We start from the raw sequence: 18,037 nt of genomic DNA on the forward strand, positions 1-18,037 counted from the left end.
TCGATAGTTAGCCATTGGTTCTCATCGGTTTGACTGACCCCCCAAGGCCCCCCCCAAGGCTTCAACCTTGGGTGCCCGGCAGGTAGGGCAGCAGTCGCTCGGTTTCTTTCTTCACCACCGCGTAGCATTCGCAGCTCAGCAGTTCCAGGCGTGCCCGGTCCAGTACCCTGATCTGCCCGCGGTTGTACTCGATCACCCCCAGGCGCTGCAACTTGCCGGCGGCATCGGTCACACCTTCGCGGCGCACGCCCAGCATGTTGGCGATCAGTTCCTGGGTCATGCACAGGCGGTCACCTGGCAGGCGGTCGAGCGACAACAATAGCCAGCGGCACAATTGCTGGTCGATGGAGTGATGTCGATTACACACCGCTGTTTGTGCCATCTGGGTGATCAGTGCCTGGGTGTAACGCAGCATCAAGGTCATCAATTCGCCATGGCGGTTGAACTCGTCCTTGATCTTTTGCACGGGCAGACGGTAGGCATGCCCGGCGCTTTGCACGATGGCCCGGCTGGGCGTGCTTTCGCCGCCCATGAACACGGCGATGCCAACCACCCCTTCATTACCCACCACGGAAATTTCGGCTGAGGCGCCGTTTTCCATCACGTACAGCAGCGAAACGATGGCATCGACCGGGAAGTGGACATGGCGCAGGCTATCGCCGGACTCGTACAGTGCCTTGCCCAGGGGCAGGTTGACGTGCTCCAGGTCCGGCGCCAAACGGCTGAACGCCTCTGGCGACAGGGCAGCCAGCAAGTGGTTGTGTTGGGGTTTTACCGTGTGTTGCATGCGTGGGACCATCGATGGCAGCGGCTGTGGCAACAAGATTAGCCTAGCTGGGCCAAGGCTTGCGCAAGTGCGGCCGTGACGCGCCCAACGGTTCAGATGGCAGGCAAGGAGCAGCCCCGGCACTCGGCAATGACGTGGTGCTCGCATCCGTCATCCTTCAGCCGCAGCTTGGGTTCGACAAGCCGTTCGCCGTCCAGGCTCAGGCTCAGTTCGCTACCGTTGCCGTTGCGTACCTCGATGCGGTAGCGGGTGCTACCAAACCGGTAATGCAGGACATAACCCGGCCAGCCTGCCGGCAGCAGCGGTTGCAGGCGCAGGGTGTCGCCACTGCGTTGCAGGCCCAGCAGGCTTTCGACGATCAAGCGGTACATCCAGCCGGCAGAGCCGGTGTACCAGCTCCAGCCACCCCGCCCGGCGTGGGGCGCAACCGCATAGACGTCGGCGGCCATCACATAGGGCTCGACCTTGTAGGTATCGATCAACGCGTCGCTGCCCTGGCGCACCGGGTTGATCAGGCGCAGCAGTTCCCAGGCCTTGTCAGCGTCGCCCAGCTGCGCGTAGGCCATGCTCGCCCAGATGGCCGCATGGGTGTACTGCCCGCCGTTTTCACGCACCCCTGGCAGGTAGCCCTTGATGTAGCCAGGGTCCAGGTGGCCCTGGTCGAAGGGTGGGTCGAGCAGTTTGACGATGCCGATGTCACGGCGTACCAGGTGGCTGTCCAGCGCCGCCATGGCCAGGCGGGCTCGTTCGGGCGAAGCAACACCCGACAGCACTGCCCAGCTCTGCGACAGCGAGTCGATGCGGCATTCCTGGTTGCTCGCCGAGCCCAGTACCTGGCCATCGTCGAACCAGGCGCGGCGATACCAGCCGCCGTCCCAGGCGTGCGCTTCCAGTTTTTCGGCGAGTGCGGCGGCCTGGGTGGTGCAGCGCAGCGCAAAGGCGCTGTCGCCCTGGCGCAAGGCGACGCAGCCGAATGCCCGCAGCACCTCGTGGCCAAAGAAGCCAAGCCACACGCTTTCGCCTTGCCCTTGTTCGCCGACCCTGTTCATGCCGTCGTTCCAGTCGCCACTGCCCATCAACGGCAGGCCGTGTGCCCCGCACTGCAAGGCGTGGCCGAGGGCACGCTGACAATGCTGGTACAGGCCCTCGACCAGGGCCGAGTGGCCAGGCAGGTCATAGTAGGATTCTTCCCCGGCGTTTAGTGCGCGACCTTCCAGATAACCGACCGGCTCGTCAAGCACAGCATAGTCCCCGGTGGCCTCTACGTAGCGGCTGGCGGCAAGCGGCAGCCACAGCAGGTCATCGGAGCAGCGGGTACGCACCCCGCGCTGCAACGGTGGGTGCCACCAGTGCTGCACGTCGCCTTCGACATACTGACGCGCAGCGCAGGCCAGCAGGTGCTGGCGCGCCGCCGCCGGCGCGGCATGGACCATGGCCATGCTGTCCTGCAGCTGGTCGCGAAAACCGATGGCACCGCCGGACTGGTAGAAGCCACTGCGCGCCCAGAACCGGCAGGCGATCACCTGGTACATCAACCAGCCGTTGGCCAGCACATCCAGTGCAGGTTCCGGGGTCTCGATCTGCACGGTGTCCAGTGTGCGTCGCCAGTAGGCGCTGACCTTGTCGAACTCGTCCATGGCGGCCTGCAACCCCCGGTATTGCTGGACGCAGCGGGTGGCGGCGCGGGTGTCCCGGGCGGCGCCCAGGCGGAACACCACCTCCCGGCTTTCGCCAGGCTCCAGCTGCAGCGCCACTTGCAATGCCGCGCAGGGGTCCAGACCGCCGCCGGTCCGCCCTGACAGCCGTGACTGGCGCATGCCCAAAGGCGCCTGGCAATCGCCGTTGCGCCCCAGGAATTCGCCGCGATCACAGGTCAGGCCCTGTATCGGCAGGTCGCAATCGAGAAACGCCACGTGCGTGGAGAATTCCACCGAGTAGCTGTTGCGGGCGAACAGCGCGCCGCTGAAAGGGTCGGTCTCACTGACCACGTGCATGGCGGTTTTGCCAGGCAGGTCGCCCAGCACCCACTCGACGAAGCAGGTCACCGACAAGCGGCGTACCCGTGCTGACGTGTTGTGCACTTTGAGCCGGCTGAACTTGACCGGCGCATCCTGCGCCACATGCACCCAGAGCTCGCTGCGCAGGTCTTGTTCGACATATTCGAACACGCTGTAGCCAAAGCCGTGGCGGGTGCAGTAACGGCCAGGGCCTGGGCAGGGCTGCGGCGTCGGTGACCAGTACTCGCCGGTATCCTCGTCGCGCAGGTAGAAGGTTTCACCACTGGCGTCGGTAACGGGGTCGTTGTGCCAGGGCGTCAAGCGGTACTCGTGGGCGTTTTCGTACCAGGTGTAAGCGCTGCCGGCCTCGGAGAGCACGCTGCCGAACTGCGGGTTGGCCAGGATGTTGACCCATGGCGCGGGTGGCGGTGAGCCGGGTAGCAGCGCAATGACGTACTCGCGGCCGTCGGCGCTGAACCCGCCATAGCGATTGCCCAGCATCACCGTGGTTTGTTCGGTCGGTGAGGGGTTGGCAGGTGCCGGTCGGCGGCTGGCAGGGTTGGCTTGAACAGCCGCCGGGACCTTTGGCTGACGGCGCAGCTGCAGTTGCTCTTCCAGCGTGCCGAGCGTGTCGTCAAGCACCAGCCGGGCGACGGACAAGGTCAGCAGCCGGTCCTCGGCAGACAGTTGCTGCGCAGGCCTTACATAAATGCCGCCGGGGCGGTCGAGCAGGGCCGCTTCACTGCCGGAGGTGACGATCCCCATGATCAGGTCTTGCAGTTGCTGGCGGTAACCGGCCTGGTCTTCGTTCCAGATCAGCAGGTCGAGTGCGAGCCCTTTCTGGCGCCAGTAGGCATGGGCCAGCACCATTTGCTTGACCAGATGAATGTTGGCCGGGTCGCCGATCTGCACCAGCACGATCGGCAAGTCGCCCGATACCCCCTGGCCCCACAGGCCGGACTGGTTGCGCCGGTTGCTGGCCAGCAGCGCTGCGTTGGGCCGCAGGCTGGCGTTGGGGTACAGCACCGAGGCGGCCATCTGTTCGAACAGCCTGGCGTCGGCCAGCGAGCCGTTGAGCTGGTGCAACAAAACCTGGCTGTGCGGCCAGGCGAGGTCGAACACCCGGTCGGCCAAGTGCCGGTCGCGGTACTTGGCCACTTGCTGCAGGCAGGTGTCGCGGCTGTCGGCGATGCCTGTGACCAGGTCGACCGTGGTCGCATGGCCGGGCATCAGGGTAATGCGGCAGCGGATGGCCACGATCGGGTCCAGCACCGCCCCCGCGCTATCGGACAGCGCCTCGCTGTCTTGATCCATGGCCGCCGGCCGCGCCAGGGTGCGCCCGCGGCCGATGAAGCGGGCCCGATCGGTTTCGTAGGACAACGCCTCGATGTCGGCCCCGTGCACCGCCAGCACGTGGCACATCCACGGCACGGCGTCCAGCTGCGAGCGCGGCCGCCGCGTGCACAGAATGGCTTGCAGCGGGCGGATCAGTTCGGTCTGGATGAACAGCTTGCTGAACGCCGGGTGCAGGGCATCGCTCAAGGCCGGTGCCAATACCACTTCGGCGTAGCTGGTCAGCTCCAGGGTGCGGGGCTGGTCGCCATGGTTGGTCAGGTGCAGGCGTCGCAGTTCGATGTCGTCTTCGGGCGACACGGCAATTTCGGTATGGCAGTCGAAGTCGTGTTCGCGCACGCGAAACTCCGCGCGGCCGTCGCTGAAGATCGCTTCCTGGAGTTTGGTGCGGTGCCGTGTTGGCTGGTAGGAGGTGGACCAGTAGGCGCCGCTGGCGACATCGCGCAGGTAGCAGAAGCTGCCCAGGTCGTCGCGGCTGGCGTCTTCGCGCCAGCGGGTCACCGCCAGTGTGTTGCGCTGGCTGTAGCCACTGCCCACGTGGTTGACCATGACGTGATAACGGCCGTTGGACAGCAGTTGCACAGCCGGTTGGGCCCGGTTTGGCTCTTTGAACACCCGCAGCCGTGCCTCGGGGTCGCGTTCGGCGGCGTCCTCGGCCGGGGCCTGGAGGGTATGCAGGTACGGCGCAGCGGTTTTCGGCACGCGCTCCTGCAACAGCAGCATACTGGCCTGGAACCGCGGGTCGGAGGCGAAGCGCCGTTGCATGGGCTTGTTCAGCAGCAACGCGGTCAGGGCCAAAAAACCCATGCCCTGATGGTGGGCCATGAAGGAGCGGATCACGACGGCGTCTTGCCCGGGGGGCAGGCGTGCCTCGCTGTAGTCCACGGCCTCGTAGAGCCCGAACCGGCCAGCCAAACCAAGTGTGGCCAGCCGCTGCAGGTTATGGCAGGCGGCAGCGGGCGTCACCATCAAGGCCAGTGCGCTGGCATAGGGCGCCACCACGCGCTCTTCTCCCAGGCCACGCTTGAGGCCAAGCCCTGGTACGCCGAATGCCCGGTACTGGTAGTTGAACTGCGCGTCCAGCGCGTTGTAGGCCGATTCCGAGACACCCCAGGGCAGGCCCGACAGTTTGCCGTGTTCGATCTGCCGTTTGACGGCGGCATGACAGGTTTGGTCGAGGAGTGTGCCCTCATAGTTCGGCATCACCAGCAGCGGCATCAGGTACTCGAACATCGAGCCGGACCAGGACAACAACACAGGCACGCCGGCATTGCTGGTGAGCAGCCTGCCGAGGGCGAACCAGCTGTCCTGGGGCACCTGGCCCTGGGCGATGACGACGAAGTTGGTCAGGCGCATCTCCGATGCCAGCAGGTCATAGAACGCGGTGTCCAGGCGGTGTTCGTCGGCGTTGTAGCCGATGGCGAACAGGTCGCGGTGGCTGTCGTACAGGAAGGTGAAGTCCATGCTGGCCAACGCGTCAATGCGGTTGGCCAAGGCGTGTGCCTGGGCGATGCGCTGGCGGGCAACTGCCCGGACGTTGGCCACCGCCAGGCGCTCGGGGGGCGGCCACTGGTCTGCGTCAAGCTGTGCCAGCTGGCGCCAGGTCAGCGGAGCGTGGGGGGCCTGATCGTTACCGGGGGGCAATTGCAGCTGCTGCAGTTCGCGGTTCAGGTCCAGGCATTGCTCATTCAGGGCATTCAGCCAGAACGTACAATCGTCGGCAGCTTCTGTGCCAGGCGCCAAGGCAGCCCGTTGCGTGATCAGCGGCTGCAACTGTTCGACCAGCATCGGCAACAGCGTGGCGTATACGTCGCCCACTTGTCCATGAGCGAGCCGCACCTGCTCGCGCAGGGCCGTGATCGGTTGGGTGTCCGCGCTTGTGCGGGCATAGGCGGCCAGCAGCGTGTCGAAGGTGTCGAGCAACCCCTGGGTCAGTCGCCGGTCGAGCAGGGATGTGTCGGCCATTTCCAGCAGGCCGGGCCTGAGCGTCAGCAGCAGGGCGGCCAGGTTGCCGCTGTCCACGCTGGAGACATACAGCGGTGGCAATGGTTTGAGGGTCTGGGTGTCGTACCAGTTGTAGAAGTGCCCTTTGAAGCGTTCCAGGCGGGCCATGCTGTCAAGCATGCAGGCCAGGCGCTCGAACAGGCGGCCCGTACTGAGGTAGCCGAAGTCATGTGCCGCCAGGTGCGAGAGCAGGGCCATGCCCATGTTGGTTGGGGAGGTGCGGTGAGCGATGCTGGCGAAGGGCGGTGCCTGGATGTTGTCGGGGGGCAGCCAGTTGTCGGCAGGGCAGACGTAGCGGTCGAAGAAGGCCCAGTTGGCGCGGGCGAGGCGATGCAGGAAGACCATGTCTTCGGCGCCGGGCATGAGGGCGGTCAGGGCACTCGGGCGGCTGAGCCACCAGGCCAGCGCCGGGCCGAGCAACCACAGCGCAAGGATCGGCGAGGCCATCAGCAGTACCATCGGCTGCATCGCCAAGGCACCGGTCAGCACCGCCACCAGGGCCGGTTGCCCCCATTGCTCGCGATACACTGCCTGCAAGGTATCTGCACTGCTGCGTTCGTCCTCGCGCGAGGGGTTCCATTGCAGCAGGCTTCGTTTGCTGACCGCCAGCCGCCACAAGGTGCGAAGGATGGCATCCAGGCTGTACCAGGTCTCGAAGGGTAACCAGGCCAGCGACAGGCCGGCGCGCACGAAGTAGGTACCCGAGGTGCGCAAAGCGGCCAGCAGGTGCTCTGACAGAGGTACATCGGTGGCCTTGCCCAGCACTTCGAGCAGCGAATCCAGCACTGGCCGCGTCAGCAACAAGGCCAGCAGGGCCAGCGTCCAGGCGAGCGGCGTAGCACTGGCCAGCCAACCCCACAGCAGCAGGGCCAGCAGCGCCGCCGGCTCAAGGCTGCGGCGCAGGTTGTCGAAAATCTTCCAGCGCGACAAGGCGCTGAGCGGGCTTTGCGCCACGCTGTGGCTGCCCGTGTGCAGCCACGGCACCAGCCACGGCACCAGCCACGGCAGCAGTTGCCAGTCGCCGCGTATCCAGCGGTGTCGGCGCTTGCTGTCGGCACTGTAGCGGGCCGGATAGGTTTCGAACAGTTGCACATCGCTGAGCAGGCCCGAATGCGCGTAACACCCTTCGATCAGGTCGTGGCTAAGTACACGGTTGTCGGGAAAACGGCCCTCCAGCGACTGCTCGAAGGCGTCCACCGCATAGATGCCTTTGCCAATGAAGGAGCCGCTGAGAAACAGGTCCTGATAAACATCCGAAACGGCCCGTGTGTAGGGGTCGACACCGGCGTCACTGCCAAACAGGCGCGCATAGCGCGAGCGCGACACGCTGGGCAGGCTGATGCCTACCCGCGGTTGCAGGATGGCGTAGCCTGCCTGGACCCGCCCCGTGTGCGCGTCGAACCGTGGGCGGTTCAGAGGGTGCTGCATGGCACCAACGAATTGCTGTGCGGCACCGCGAGGCAATTGGGTGTCGGTGTCCAGGGTGATCACATAGCGCACATGGCCGAGTGCTTGCAGGTCGCCGACAATACCCATGAAGCACGCGTGGCCGTGCCCGCGCAGCACCGCGTTCAACTCGGCGAGCTTGCCGCGCTTGCGCTCGCGGCCCATCCAGCAGCGCTCGGCGGCGTTCCATACGCGTGGCCGGTGAAACAGATAAAAGCGCGCGCCGCCCGGGCTGGGGTACTTGCGGTTGAGGGCCCGGATACCTTCACTGGCCTGCTCGAGCAGCGCCTCATCCTCGGGCCGGCTTTGTTCACGGGCATCCATGAAATCGCTGAGCAGGGCAAAGTGCAGGTGCTCGTCACGGTTGGCCAGAAAGCGTACTTCCAGCCCTTCGACCAGCTCTTCGACATCGCCGGCATTGGCCAGCAGGGTGGGCACCACCACCAGCGTGAGGGCGTCTGCGGGAATACCGGTGGTGTAGTCCAGCCTTGGCAGGAAGGAGGGTTTGACGGTCAGTGTCACCAGCCAGTTCACCAGGCCGATGGCCAGACGGCTGGTGCTCAGCAGAACCGGCAGGGCCATGGCGGCCAGCACTGCCAAAGGCCAGCCCTCCTGGTCAATGGCGCGCATGAAGCCCCACGCCAGCAGGCAGGACAGCAGTGTCACAGGCACAAGGTAGAACGCCAGCGGCGCCCGGTGCAGCAGGCGTTGCCAGCGCTCGGCCAGCGGCACCCGTACGGCCAGGCGCTGTTCCAGCAACGGCAGGCCGCCCCCCACCAGGTAGAAACCCACATGCTCAGCCGGTTCGCCCGGCGCGGTGCCTGCTGCCTGGGCCAGTTCGATAGCCGTGCGCGCCACCGCGACCTCGCTGAATGCGCTATGGCGCGCCAGGCGCTCGACGCTGTGCCGGTAGTGGTCACGGCTGGTGAAGTCCATGGCGGGGTAAATGCCCGTAGGGTCGCGGTTCAGCGCTTGTTCGACATGGCTCAGTTGCTCGACGAACAGCTTCCAGTCGATGGTCGACAGCAGGCGCAGGCTGCCGATGCTGTTGCTGATGGACACCTGGTCGATGGCCTGCTGCTGGGCATCGAGCTGCACATGGCCTTCGATGCTGCGCGCCGACTCGCTGAGCATCTGTTCCACCCACAGCAGCGGCTGGGTCAGAGAGGCACTGTGGCCCTGCAGCCGCCTGGCCAGTTCGGCGACGAAGGCAGCGGTCATCGGCGGTTGCGAGCGGGCCATGTCGGCGACCACCAGTACCACGCTCTTGGCGTCGCGCTCGGCGGTTTCGCCAAGCCGGTCGGCCCAGACATTGGCCAGGTCGCGGTCAGCCCAGTTGGCCATGACCCGGGCCGCCACACGGCGCAGGTTTTCTATCAGGGCCAGGCGCAGCATGATCGGGATGGCCCAGAGCTCACCCAGGGTCAGGGTGCAGGCCTGCTGATAAGCCTCGACGAAACGACTGAAGCTTTCCGCGTCGATGCGCCCGTCACCGTGGGAAATGGTTTCCAGGGCAATGTCGTAGACACGCGGCAGGCCGGTCGAAGGGCCGTTGTCCAGTTGTGGCAACTGCAGGCTGTAGTTGGCCGGCAGGTCGTGCTTGGCAATGCGGATATGGGTTTCGACCAGGTAAAAGTTGTCGAGCAACCACTGCGCGGCCGGTAACGCTGGCCGGGAGCTGGGCAGGGCGCCTGCGAGGGCAGTGCAACTGGCAGAGAGCATGCGTTCGTTGTCGGCCAGGCGGTCCAGCAGGGCGTCGTTGGCCGGCCGCAGGCTCAAGTGGTGCTGCTGGGCCAGCCGCAGGCCGTGCTCGGCCATCTGGTCGGCGTTGTACAGCTCCGAGCGCAGCAGGCTTTCATAGGTGAAGGTATGCCGGGGTGAACGCCAGCGCCCCGCGTGGGCGTACAGGCGTCGAAGGTAGCTGCGTGCGCGTAGCCAAGGATTGTCCATGGTGTGCCGGGTTGCCGATCTGGCCTTTCAGCACTCAGTCTGCGGCGGTTGCCCTGGCAGCGTCTGTACGTTAGCGAACAGACCCGCCACGGCGCTGCCCCTATGCTGAATCCCCGCAATCCCTGCACCGTTTTGCCATGGCGCGCGGTGCTTTCATGCCTGCCCATCCGGCAGGGGCAGCAATGCCCGCATCAGCTGAAAGCCAGGCACCCCTGCGCCACACGGGCGCGCCTACACTGTCGGCAGGCGCTTTTCCATTGGCTGGTAGACCAGCCCCGCAAACTCGCCCACTTCGCCTGCCAGGGTGAAACCGTAGCGTTGGTAGGCCGGCACCGAAGACAACGACGCCTTGACCGTCACCACGTCAACCCGGGCATGTTCCAGCGCTGCATTCATCAGGCGCGTGCCGATGCCCTGGCGTTGCCAGCCCGGAGCAATGAACAGCATCGCAACGTGGCGGCCTTCCTTGAGCTCGATCAGCCCCGCGATAGCGCCCTGCGCGACACAGGCGAGCATCAGGTTGTCACCTTGCATGCGCTCGGCAAAGGCTTGTGGCGCTGCCACCCTGGTGAAGGTTTCGACACCCTGCGCAGACAGCGAGGGTGCGACCGCCTGCGTGAAGGCGTCCAGGCACAAGGCGCTGACGTGGGGGAGGTCATCGGGGGTGAGGTTGCGTATTTGCATATTGCTCGTCCATGTCTGTAAACGTAATCAGGATGTCTTCGAAAAACGCCCCGATCGGTTCGGTGGGGTGGCACAACTGTATTTCCAGTACCCACACCACTTCGCTCGGGACGATTTCCACCTCGGCCAGCTTGTCCTGGCCATACAGTACGTGCGGGAAGTCGGCGACGCGATGCCCGGCCAGGTTGCGTTCCAGCTGCCAGCCCTTGGCCTGGGCACTGCGTTCGGCGAAGTCATAGAGCTCGCGTCCGGTCAACCCACGGCCCCACGCCAGGCGGGTTTCGTCGAACACCGCGTGCAGTGCCTTGACGCAGGCGTGGTACAGCTCGTGCTGGCCAAACACGAAGGTGTCGCCATAGTCGCCTTCGTAGCCATCCCAAACCGGGCCGACATCGACCACGACAATGTCCGTAGTACGTAATACACGATCCGGGTCGATGCCTTGGCGCGGTGTACGTACGGTGTCGTCGCCAAAGCGGATGTAGGTGGGGTGCCAGGTGTGGGACGCGCCCATTGCCTGCAGTGTTTGCGCCGCCATCTCCAGTGCCTGGGCGGTGGTCATGCCGACGTGCAATTGGCTGGCGATCGCGGCCACGGCCCGTACTGACTGCTCGCGGGCAGCGAGCATGCCATCCAGTGAGTAACGCGGGCCGACCTTTTCCAGCTCTGGGTGCAGTGTGTTGGCGGTTGAAAGCTGGGGCGCCAGTGCGCCGCTGGCGACAAAGGCCTCCGCGACAAAACGGTGGGGTGGCACGCCTGCGGCGAGGCATTGCTCGCGGGCCTGGCTGATCATCGTGGCATTTCCGCACGCGTAGACCTGGGTGTCGGCCCACCGATGCGCCTGGCCCAGCGCCACCTGCTGCACGCGTGCCTCAGCCGAGAGCACCGGGTGCCAGCGAAAGTGGGGGTATTCAAGGCTGGCCTGTTCGAGAAACGCGCGGTCATAGAAGTCCGCCGTCGATGAACCACCCCAGTACAGCGTGACGTCGGCAGCGTGGGCCATGGCCATCAGCAGTAATGGCTTGATGCCGGCGTAACCTGTGCCGGTGGCGAACAGCACCAGCGGGCGTTGGTCTTCATGCTGCCAGGTACATGCGCCCACCGGCCCCTCAAGCCTCAGTACAGCGCCTGCTTGCAGGGTGGGCAGCAGGCCTTCGGTGAACACGCCGCCGCTGACCTTACGGATGTGAAACACCAGTTGCCCCTGATCCTGAGCGGGCAGGTTGGCGATGGAGAAGCAGCGGCTGTCACCGTTGTCGAGCCGAAACCTCACGTATTGGCCGGCCCGCACTTCCAGTGGTTGAGCCGGTTGCAGCACCAGTTCGACGATATCTGCACTGAGTTCGCGCTTGCTGTGAACCTGTGCGTGAAACGCCAGCGACGGGGCGTCCAGCGACCAGCCGGGGATCTCCAGGCGCATGTCGCTGCAGGCGTGGCTCTGGCACAGCAGCATCTCATCGGCGGCCAGGGGGTAGGAGGGCGCGGGGGTGTCCGCATCTCGCTGCTTGTCCTGATACCGCCCCGACACGACTTTGACCTTGCAGGACCCGCAGGCGCCGCGGCGGCAGGAGAACGGTACCGGCAGGCCGCTGGCGAGCATGGCGTCGAGCAGCAGTTCCTGGCGGGTTTCGAAGGTTTTGCCCGAGGGCGACAATTCGATGACGTGGCGGTTTTGCATGAACACCTCGGGGCAATTGAAGGTTCGATTGTTGCTATAGTCCAGGACCAGCAGAACCTCCAGTTTTGGATAATTCACATGGTCCAGCTTCGCAAATGGCAGCCACTGCTCAGGCTCGATGGCGCGCAGGCTTCATACCGGCAGATCGTCGAAGGCCTGGTGGCCGCGATCAGCGAGGGCCGTCTGCGCCCTGGCACGCCGTTGCCGGGCACGCGGGAGATGGCGCAACTGCTGAACGTCAACCGCAAAACGGTGATCCTTGCCTATGAGGAAGCCGAAACCAAAGGCTGGCTGCAGAGCGTGCAGCGCCGGGGTACCTTCGTCAGCCAGCAGCTGGCGACTGGCACAATCACGGCGCCCGCCGCCTCGCGCTCCTTCGCCTTGGCGCTGCCAGAGGAGCCCGCCGTTGCCTATTTCGAGGCAAACGAACGGGCGGCAGCGCAGCAGGGGCGGCCAGAGGCCTTGTTCTTCGACAACGGTGCCTGTGACCATCGCCTGCTGCCCCAGGCTGTTCTGCATCGCTATTACCGCAATGCCCTGCGCAACAGCTTTGCCAGCAACAGCGTGCGCCACGGCAGTGATTGCAGCAGCCTCTACCTGCGCGCCGCCTTGGCCGACATGCTCAGGCACAACCGCAGCCTGAACGTGGGCGCCGAGCATATCTGCCTGACCCAGGGTGTGCAGATGTCACTATCACTGTTGGCCAGCGTGTTGCTCAAGCCGGGGGATGCGGTGCTGGTCGAGCGCCTGAGTTATCCGCCGGCGTGGGAGATTTTCCGCCAGCTGGGGGCCCGACTGGTGACCGTGGACCTGGACCATGAGGGTTGCCGGGTGGACCAGATCGATGCCCTGTGCCGGCAGCACAAGGTGCGGATGATGTATTTGACGCCCCATCACCAGTTTCCGACCACGGTCAGCTTGCCAGCCGGGCGCCGGCAGCAGTTGCTGGAGCTGGCGCGGCTGCACGATTTCTGCGTGGTCGAGGAAGACTACGATTACGAGTACCACTTTTCCGGGCGGCCCTATCTGCCTTTGGCCAGCGACCGGCAGCAGCGGCATGTGATTTACATCGGCACACTGTCCAAGCCCTTGGGCAGCACGTTCCGTTGCAGTTATATCGTCGCACCGGTGGAGGTAACGGCAGTGCTGGAGCGCAGGGCGACGCTGACCCTGGGGCAGGGCGATGCGGTGATGCAGCGGATGCTGGCGGACTTGATCAATGATGGCGAGCTGAAGAAGCACTTGCGCCGGGTCAACCGCGAGTACCGTCGGCGTCGGCAGACCCTGTTGGCTTGCCTGCACGATGCGTTTGGCGAGCAGATTACCGTGCAGGAGCCGGAAGGTGGGCTGGCGCTGTGGGTGCGGTTTGCCGACACGATCAATGTGGATCAGTTGGTCGACAAGGCACTGGAGCTGGACCTGGTGGTGCGCAGCGGTCGCCAGTTCTCGCCGTTTGGTCATGCCGAGAATGCCTTGCGCCTGGGTTTTGCTTCGCTGGATGTCGATGAGCTCCGGCAGGCCACCCAGCGCCTGGCGCAGGCAGCAGAAAGGTGATGTCACGACCACGGGGATTCAATTGTCTGGTGCCGCCTGGACTGGCCTCATCGCCGGCAAGCCAGCCCCCACAGCATTCATGCAAGACCTGAGGTCAATGCGGTCCAGGTGGGAGCTGGCTTGCCGGCGCAGGGCCGCACAGCGGCCCTGCGGTTGAGCAGGTTATCGGCGTTGCCACACCTCGCCTTGTTCGGTCACTACCCAAGGCCTGTCAGCCGCATCCACCAGCACCCCGCCAACCCAGCGCTGCGCAGGGTTGTGATCCAGCCAGTGGGCCTTGCCTGCAAGCACTTGCTCGGCAAGCGGCGTCAGCCGCAGCAGTCGCTGCGCCCAAGCTTCTCCCGGGCCTTCAACCAGCAGCGGGTGTGGCGCGTGGATCAACGGCTGCAGCAGCACATGGAACATCTGGTCACCGAGGTAAGGCAGCGGGTCATCCTGCATCATCAACTGGCCAAACACGCGGCCGGCCGGTAGCGCGCCGCGTGAAGCCAGCACGCGCAGCAGCAGGCGTTCGGTAAGGCTCAAACCGTCATGTGCCCCCGGTAGCTCCTGCAGCTGGCGCGCCAATGCCCCGCCCAGCAACGGCAAGGCCGGGTGTGCGTGGCCAGCGAGGCTCGCCCAGCCTTTTGGATTGGGTGCGGTGTAGGCCGCCCATGCCTCGCGGGCCAGGGCGAGTGCATCCTCACCCAGCGCGCGACGTTGCGGCCACAACCAAGCCAGCAGGTCGGGGGCCAGTTGCCCAATGCCGATAAAGCGCTCGATGCCGGGCACCTGGTCAATTTCGATCAGCTCCAGCCGACGCGGCAGGCCAGGCAGGCTGGCGAGTACGCGAATCAGGAACAGCTGGTCGTAAGCGTCGGCCTCGCACCACAGCACAATTTCGCTGTCGCGGTTAAGCCCTGCCAATGCGCTACGTTGTGCTGCCTGGCGCTGTTCAAGGTCTTGGGGGCTCAGCCGGAACGCTTGTTGAACGTAGGCGCTGCGAACCTGCCAGTACTGCTCATCAGGCAGTGCCGGTACAGGCCCCATCACCATGGGGTCGTCGAACATCTGGAAAGCGCCGGCAAACCCGGCGGTGCGCAAGCTGTGGGCGATGTCGTTGCCGCAGCGCCAGTGCTGCACGTTAGCCTCGTCATCGGCAGAAAAACCGGGGTGGCGTGCTGCAAAAGCCACGGCATCGGCATGGGCCTTGAGCTTGGGCCAGCTGGCAAAACCGGCCTCGCGGGCCACCAGCCATTGGGTATCGGCAAGCCGGTAGTCGGGGCCGGGCAGGCCAAGCGTGCGCAATTGCTCGCGGGTGTCGTCGGCTTGGTGGGTTTTCAGTTCGGTCAGCAAGCGCTTGGCGCGTTTGCGCAAGGCGGGCAGGTCGAGCAAGCCGTGCTGGCGGGAAGCATTGATGGCGGGCATGCCAACTCCTTTGGGGCTCGGTCCGCCGACAAGCCGGGAGCTGGTATGGAAATGGACTGAAGCATGGCTCGGGCAACCCCTTTGCGCGGACCGCAGGCGCAGCCGGCGCCCAGGCCCCGACTTTAACGGTGCAGCGCAGCGGGTTGCAAATGATAGTTTTCCCATGGGTTGCCGTGCGCTTTATAGTGGCGGGCTTTTCTCCGTTGAAGTCAAAGGAATGGCGACCATGCACATACGCACCCTGCTTGCAGCAATCGGGACCAGCTTGTCGCTGGGCTCGGCATTGGCTGCGCCAAGCCAGCCAGTGCCTGTAGCGGGCGAACGTATTTCGGTAAAGATCGAGGGCACCGGGCCGGACGTCATCCTGATCCCCGGGCTGGCCTCTTCCCGTGAGGTTTGGGCGGGGCTCGCCAGCACACTGCGCCAGCAGCATCGCCTGCACCTTGTGCAGGTTGCAGGCTTTGCCGGTTCGCCTGCCGTGCCCGCTGTGGACGGGCGCGTGGCCGCTCCTGTGGCCGAGGCGGTTGCTGACTATATCCGTAGCCAGCGCCTTGAGGCGCCGGCCATCATTGGCCATTCGCTGGGCGGTGAGGTGGCGCTGATGCTTGGCGCACGCCACCCGGAGCAGGTCGGGCGGCTGATGGTTGTCGATGCGCTGCCGTTTTACACGTTATTGATGGACCCCACGGCCACTGCCGAAACGGCTGCACCCCAGGCTGCCACATTCCGTGATGGGATGCTGCTGGCCCCGGCAGCGCAGGCCGAAGCCATGCAGCGTGCGGCCATTGACCGGCTGGCCAAGACCGCTGCGGCCAGGCCCGCATTGGTAGAGGCCGCGCTGCGCTCGGACCGCAAGGCGGTAGCCGACGCTACCTATGAACTGATGACCACCGACCTGCGCCCGGAGCTTGGCGATATCCAGGCGCCGGTGCAGGTCGTCTATGCCTATGACCCCTTGTATGGCATACCCGCTACCAGCGTCGATGCAACCTTCGCAAACGCCTATGCCGGGACGCGAAACATCAGCTTCAAACGTATCGATGGCAGCTTCCACTTCGTCATGCTGGACCAACCGCAGGCCTTCGCGCAGACGGTAGTCATTTTCCTCGATCGCTGAGGTTGGCCGCGGCGCAGCCTGCGCCCGGCAACATCTGTTCGGTTATCGCCCATAACCTGCTTCCTGCGCCTCAAGCCTGCGCCGGTACCTCCGATAGCAGCACACCCACCGTCGAATTTCGACCAGAAGTGGTGCCAATAAGGAGTACTGCCCGCATGCTTGCCAACCTCAAGATACGTACCGGAATGTTCTGGGTGCTGTCGTTGTTCAGCCTGACCCTGCTGTTTTCCACCGTCAGTGCCTGGCGGGCAGCAGTGGGCAGCGGTCAGCAGATCACCGAACTGGACCAGACCGCACACCAGTCGGACCGGTTGAACAATGCGTTGTTGATGGCAATCCGTTCCAGCGCCAATGTGTCCTCGGGCTTCATCGAGCAGTTGGGCGGCCATGACGAGAGTGCAGGCAAGCGCATGGCGCTGTCAGTCGAGCTGAACGACAAGAGCCAGAAGCTGGTCGACGAGTTCGTTGAAAATGTCCGCGAGCCAGCCCTTCGCACGCTGGCAACCGAGCTGCAGGCTACCTTTGCCGAATATGCCAAGGCGGTAGCCGGGCAGCGCGAAGCGACCCGCCAGCGTTCGCTGGAGCAGTACTTCAAGGTCAACATCGATGCCGGCAATGCCATGGGCCGACTGCAAGCGCTACGCCAGCAGCTGGTTGGCGTACTGAGCGAACGTGGCCAGCAGATCATGCTGGAGTCAGACCGTCGTCTGGCGCGTGCACAAATGCTGAGCCTGGGGCTGCTAGGGGTGACCTTGCTGCTGGCTGCACTGTGCTGGGCCTTCATTGCCCAGCGAGTGCTGCATCCGCTGCGTGAAGCCGGTCGGCACTTCCAGCGCATTGCCGGTGGTGACCTGAGCGTGCCGGTGCAAGGGCAGGGCAACAACGAGATCGGCCAGCTATTCCATGAACTGCAGCGTATGCAGCAGAGCCAGCGCGACACCCTGGGGCAGATCAACCACTGTGCCCGGCAGCTGGACGCAGCCGCCACTGCGTTGAACGCGGTTACCGAGGAAAGCGCCAGCAACCTGCGTCAGCAGGGGCAGGAGCTGGAGCAGGCAGCTACTGCTGTGACCGAAATGACCACGGCCGTGGAGGAAGTTGCGCGCAACGCTATCACTACATCGCAAACCACCAGCGAGTCCAACCAGCTGGCCGCACAAAGCCGCCAGCAAGTCAGCGACAACATCGATGGCACCGAGGCCATGACCCGCGAGATCCAGACCAGCAGTGCGCACCTGGAGCAATTGGTGGGGCAGGTCCGGGATATCGGCAAAGTACTTGAAGTGATCCGCTCGGTGTCCGAGCAAACCAACCTGCTGGCACTCAATGCTGCCATCGAGGCGGCCCGCGCCGGTGAGGCCGGGCGCGGCTTTGCGGTGGTGGCAGATGAGGTACGCACGCTGGCCTACCGCACGCAACAATCGACCCAGGAAATCGAACAGATGATCGGCCGCGTGCAGGCGGGCACCGAGGCGGCGGTGGCGTCGATGCAGGCCAGCACCAACCGCGCCCAGTCGACACTGGACGTGACCTTGGCCTCGGGGCAGGTGCTGGAAGGTATCTACAGTGCGATTGGCGAAATCAACGAGCGCAACCTGGTCATCGCCAGTGCGGCCGAAGAGCAAGCTCAGGTGGCGCGGGAAGTGGACCGCAACCTGCTGAACATTCGCGAGCTGTCGATCAACTCGGCGACAGGAGCGCAGCAGACCAGCGAGGCGAGCAAGGCGCTGTCGGGGCTGGTGGGGGAGATGACGGCATTGGTGGGGCGGTTCAGGGTGTAAGGGTAGCCGGGCGACGGGCGTAAAACTCGCACCTGATCATTGTTACATTAAAAGTGGGTGAAACTTATTTAAAGTTCCCCTTGCGGGTTGACTTCGATACTACCCTTGAATAAAGTTCGATCGCCCCGAGAAAGGGCCTTTTTTCCATTCACTGAAGAATTCAATGGACACAGTATCTAGTCGCTGCCTGACCCCTGCCGTATGGCCTGGTCAGGCAATTGAACCGGAACACCGGTCCCGACACCCTGGTCGGGCAAGCCGCGCCAGAGCCTGATGCTC

General features: G+C 64.7%; 8 protein-coding genes. 3 read left to right on the plus strand and 5 right to left on the minus strand.

Translation table 11 applies throughout. From position 1 onward, the window contains the following. Positions 1–61: 61 nt before the first annotated feature. The 4 genes from AC07XM_RS02475 to AC07XM_RS02490 form a co-directional block, all read right to left on the minus strand. Positions 62–787, minus strand: a complete 726-nt coding sequence (locus AC07XM_RS02475; protein WP_016486139.1) for a Crp/Fnr family transcriptional regulator — start codon at positions 785–787, stop codon at positions 62–64. Positions 788–879: 92 nt separating this feature from the next. Then, positions 880–9,537, minus strand: a complete 8,658-nt coding sequence (locus AC07XM_RS02480) for a glycoside hydrolase family 94 protein (RefSeq protein WP_102689619.1) — start codon at positions 9,535–9,537, stop codon at positions 880–882. 231 nt (positions 9,538–9,768) lie between these two features. Beyond that, positions 9,769–10,221, minus strand: coding sequence for a GNAT family N-acetyltransferase (locus AC07XM_RS02485; protein WP_016486141.1), 453 nt, complete (start codon positions 10,219–10,221; stop codon positions 9,769–9,771). Beyond that, complete coding sequence (locus tag AC07XM_RS02490) at positions 10,193–11,977, minus strand: NAD(P)H dependent flavin oxidoreductase family protein (protein ID WP_102689620.1); 1,785 nt, start codon at positions 11,975–11,977, stop codon at positions 10,193–10,195. Before AC07XM_RS02490 ends, AC07XM_RS02485 begins: the two co-directional genes overlap by 29 nt. On the opposite strand from AC07XM_RS02490, the gene pdxR reads away from it, so the two are divergent. Continuing rightward, positions 11,978–13,453, plus strand: a complete 1,476-nt coding sequence (pdxR, locus tag AC07XM_RS02495) for a MocR-like pyridoxine biosynthesis transcription factor PdxR (protein ID WP_016486143.1) — start codon at positions 11,978–11,980, stop codon at positions 13,451–13,453. 162 nt (positions 13,454–13,615) lie between these two features. Here the strand turns inward: pdxR and AC07XM_RS02500 are convergent, their stop codons facing one another. Next, on the minus strand, positions 13,616–14,860 hold the full coding sequence (locus AC07XM_RS02500; RefSeq protein ID WP_102689621.1) for a DUF1835 domain-containing protein: 1,245 nt from the start codon (positions 14,858–14,860) through the stop codon (positions 13,616–13,618). Between the two features lie 226 nt (positions 14,861–15,086). Here AC07XM_RS02500 and AC07XM_RS02505 point away from each other — a divergent pair, with 226 nt between their 5' ends. Further along, positions 15,087–15,977 (plus strand): alpha/beta fold hydrolase, encoded by an 891-nt coding sequence (locus tag AC07XM_RS02505; protein WP_102689622.1) that lies wholly within the window; start codon positions 15,087–15,089, stop codon positions 15,975–15,977. A gap of 155 nt (positions 15,978–16,132) precedes the next feature. Next, positions 16,133–17,758, plus strand: coding sequence for a methyl-accepting chemotaxis protein (locus tag AC07XM_RS02510; RefSeq protein ID WP_016486146.1), 1,626 nt, complete (start codon positions 16,133–16,135; stop codon positions 17,756–17,758). The last annotated feature ends 279 nt before the right edge of the window (positions 17,759–18,037 follow it).

It is taken from the genome of Pseudomonas sp. GW460-LB5 (assembly GCF_059423245.1).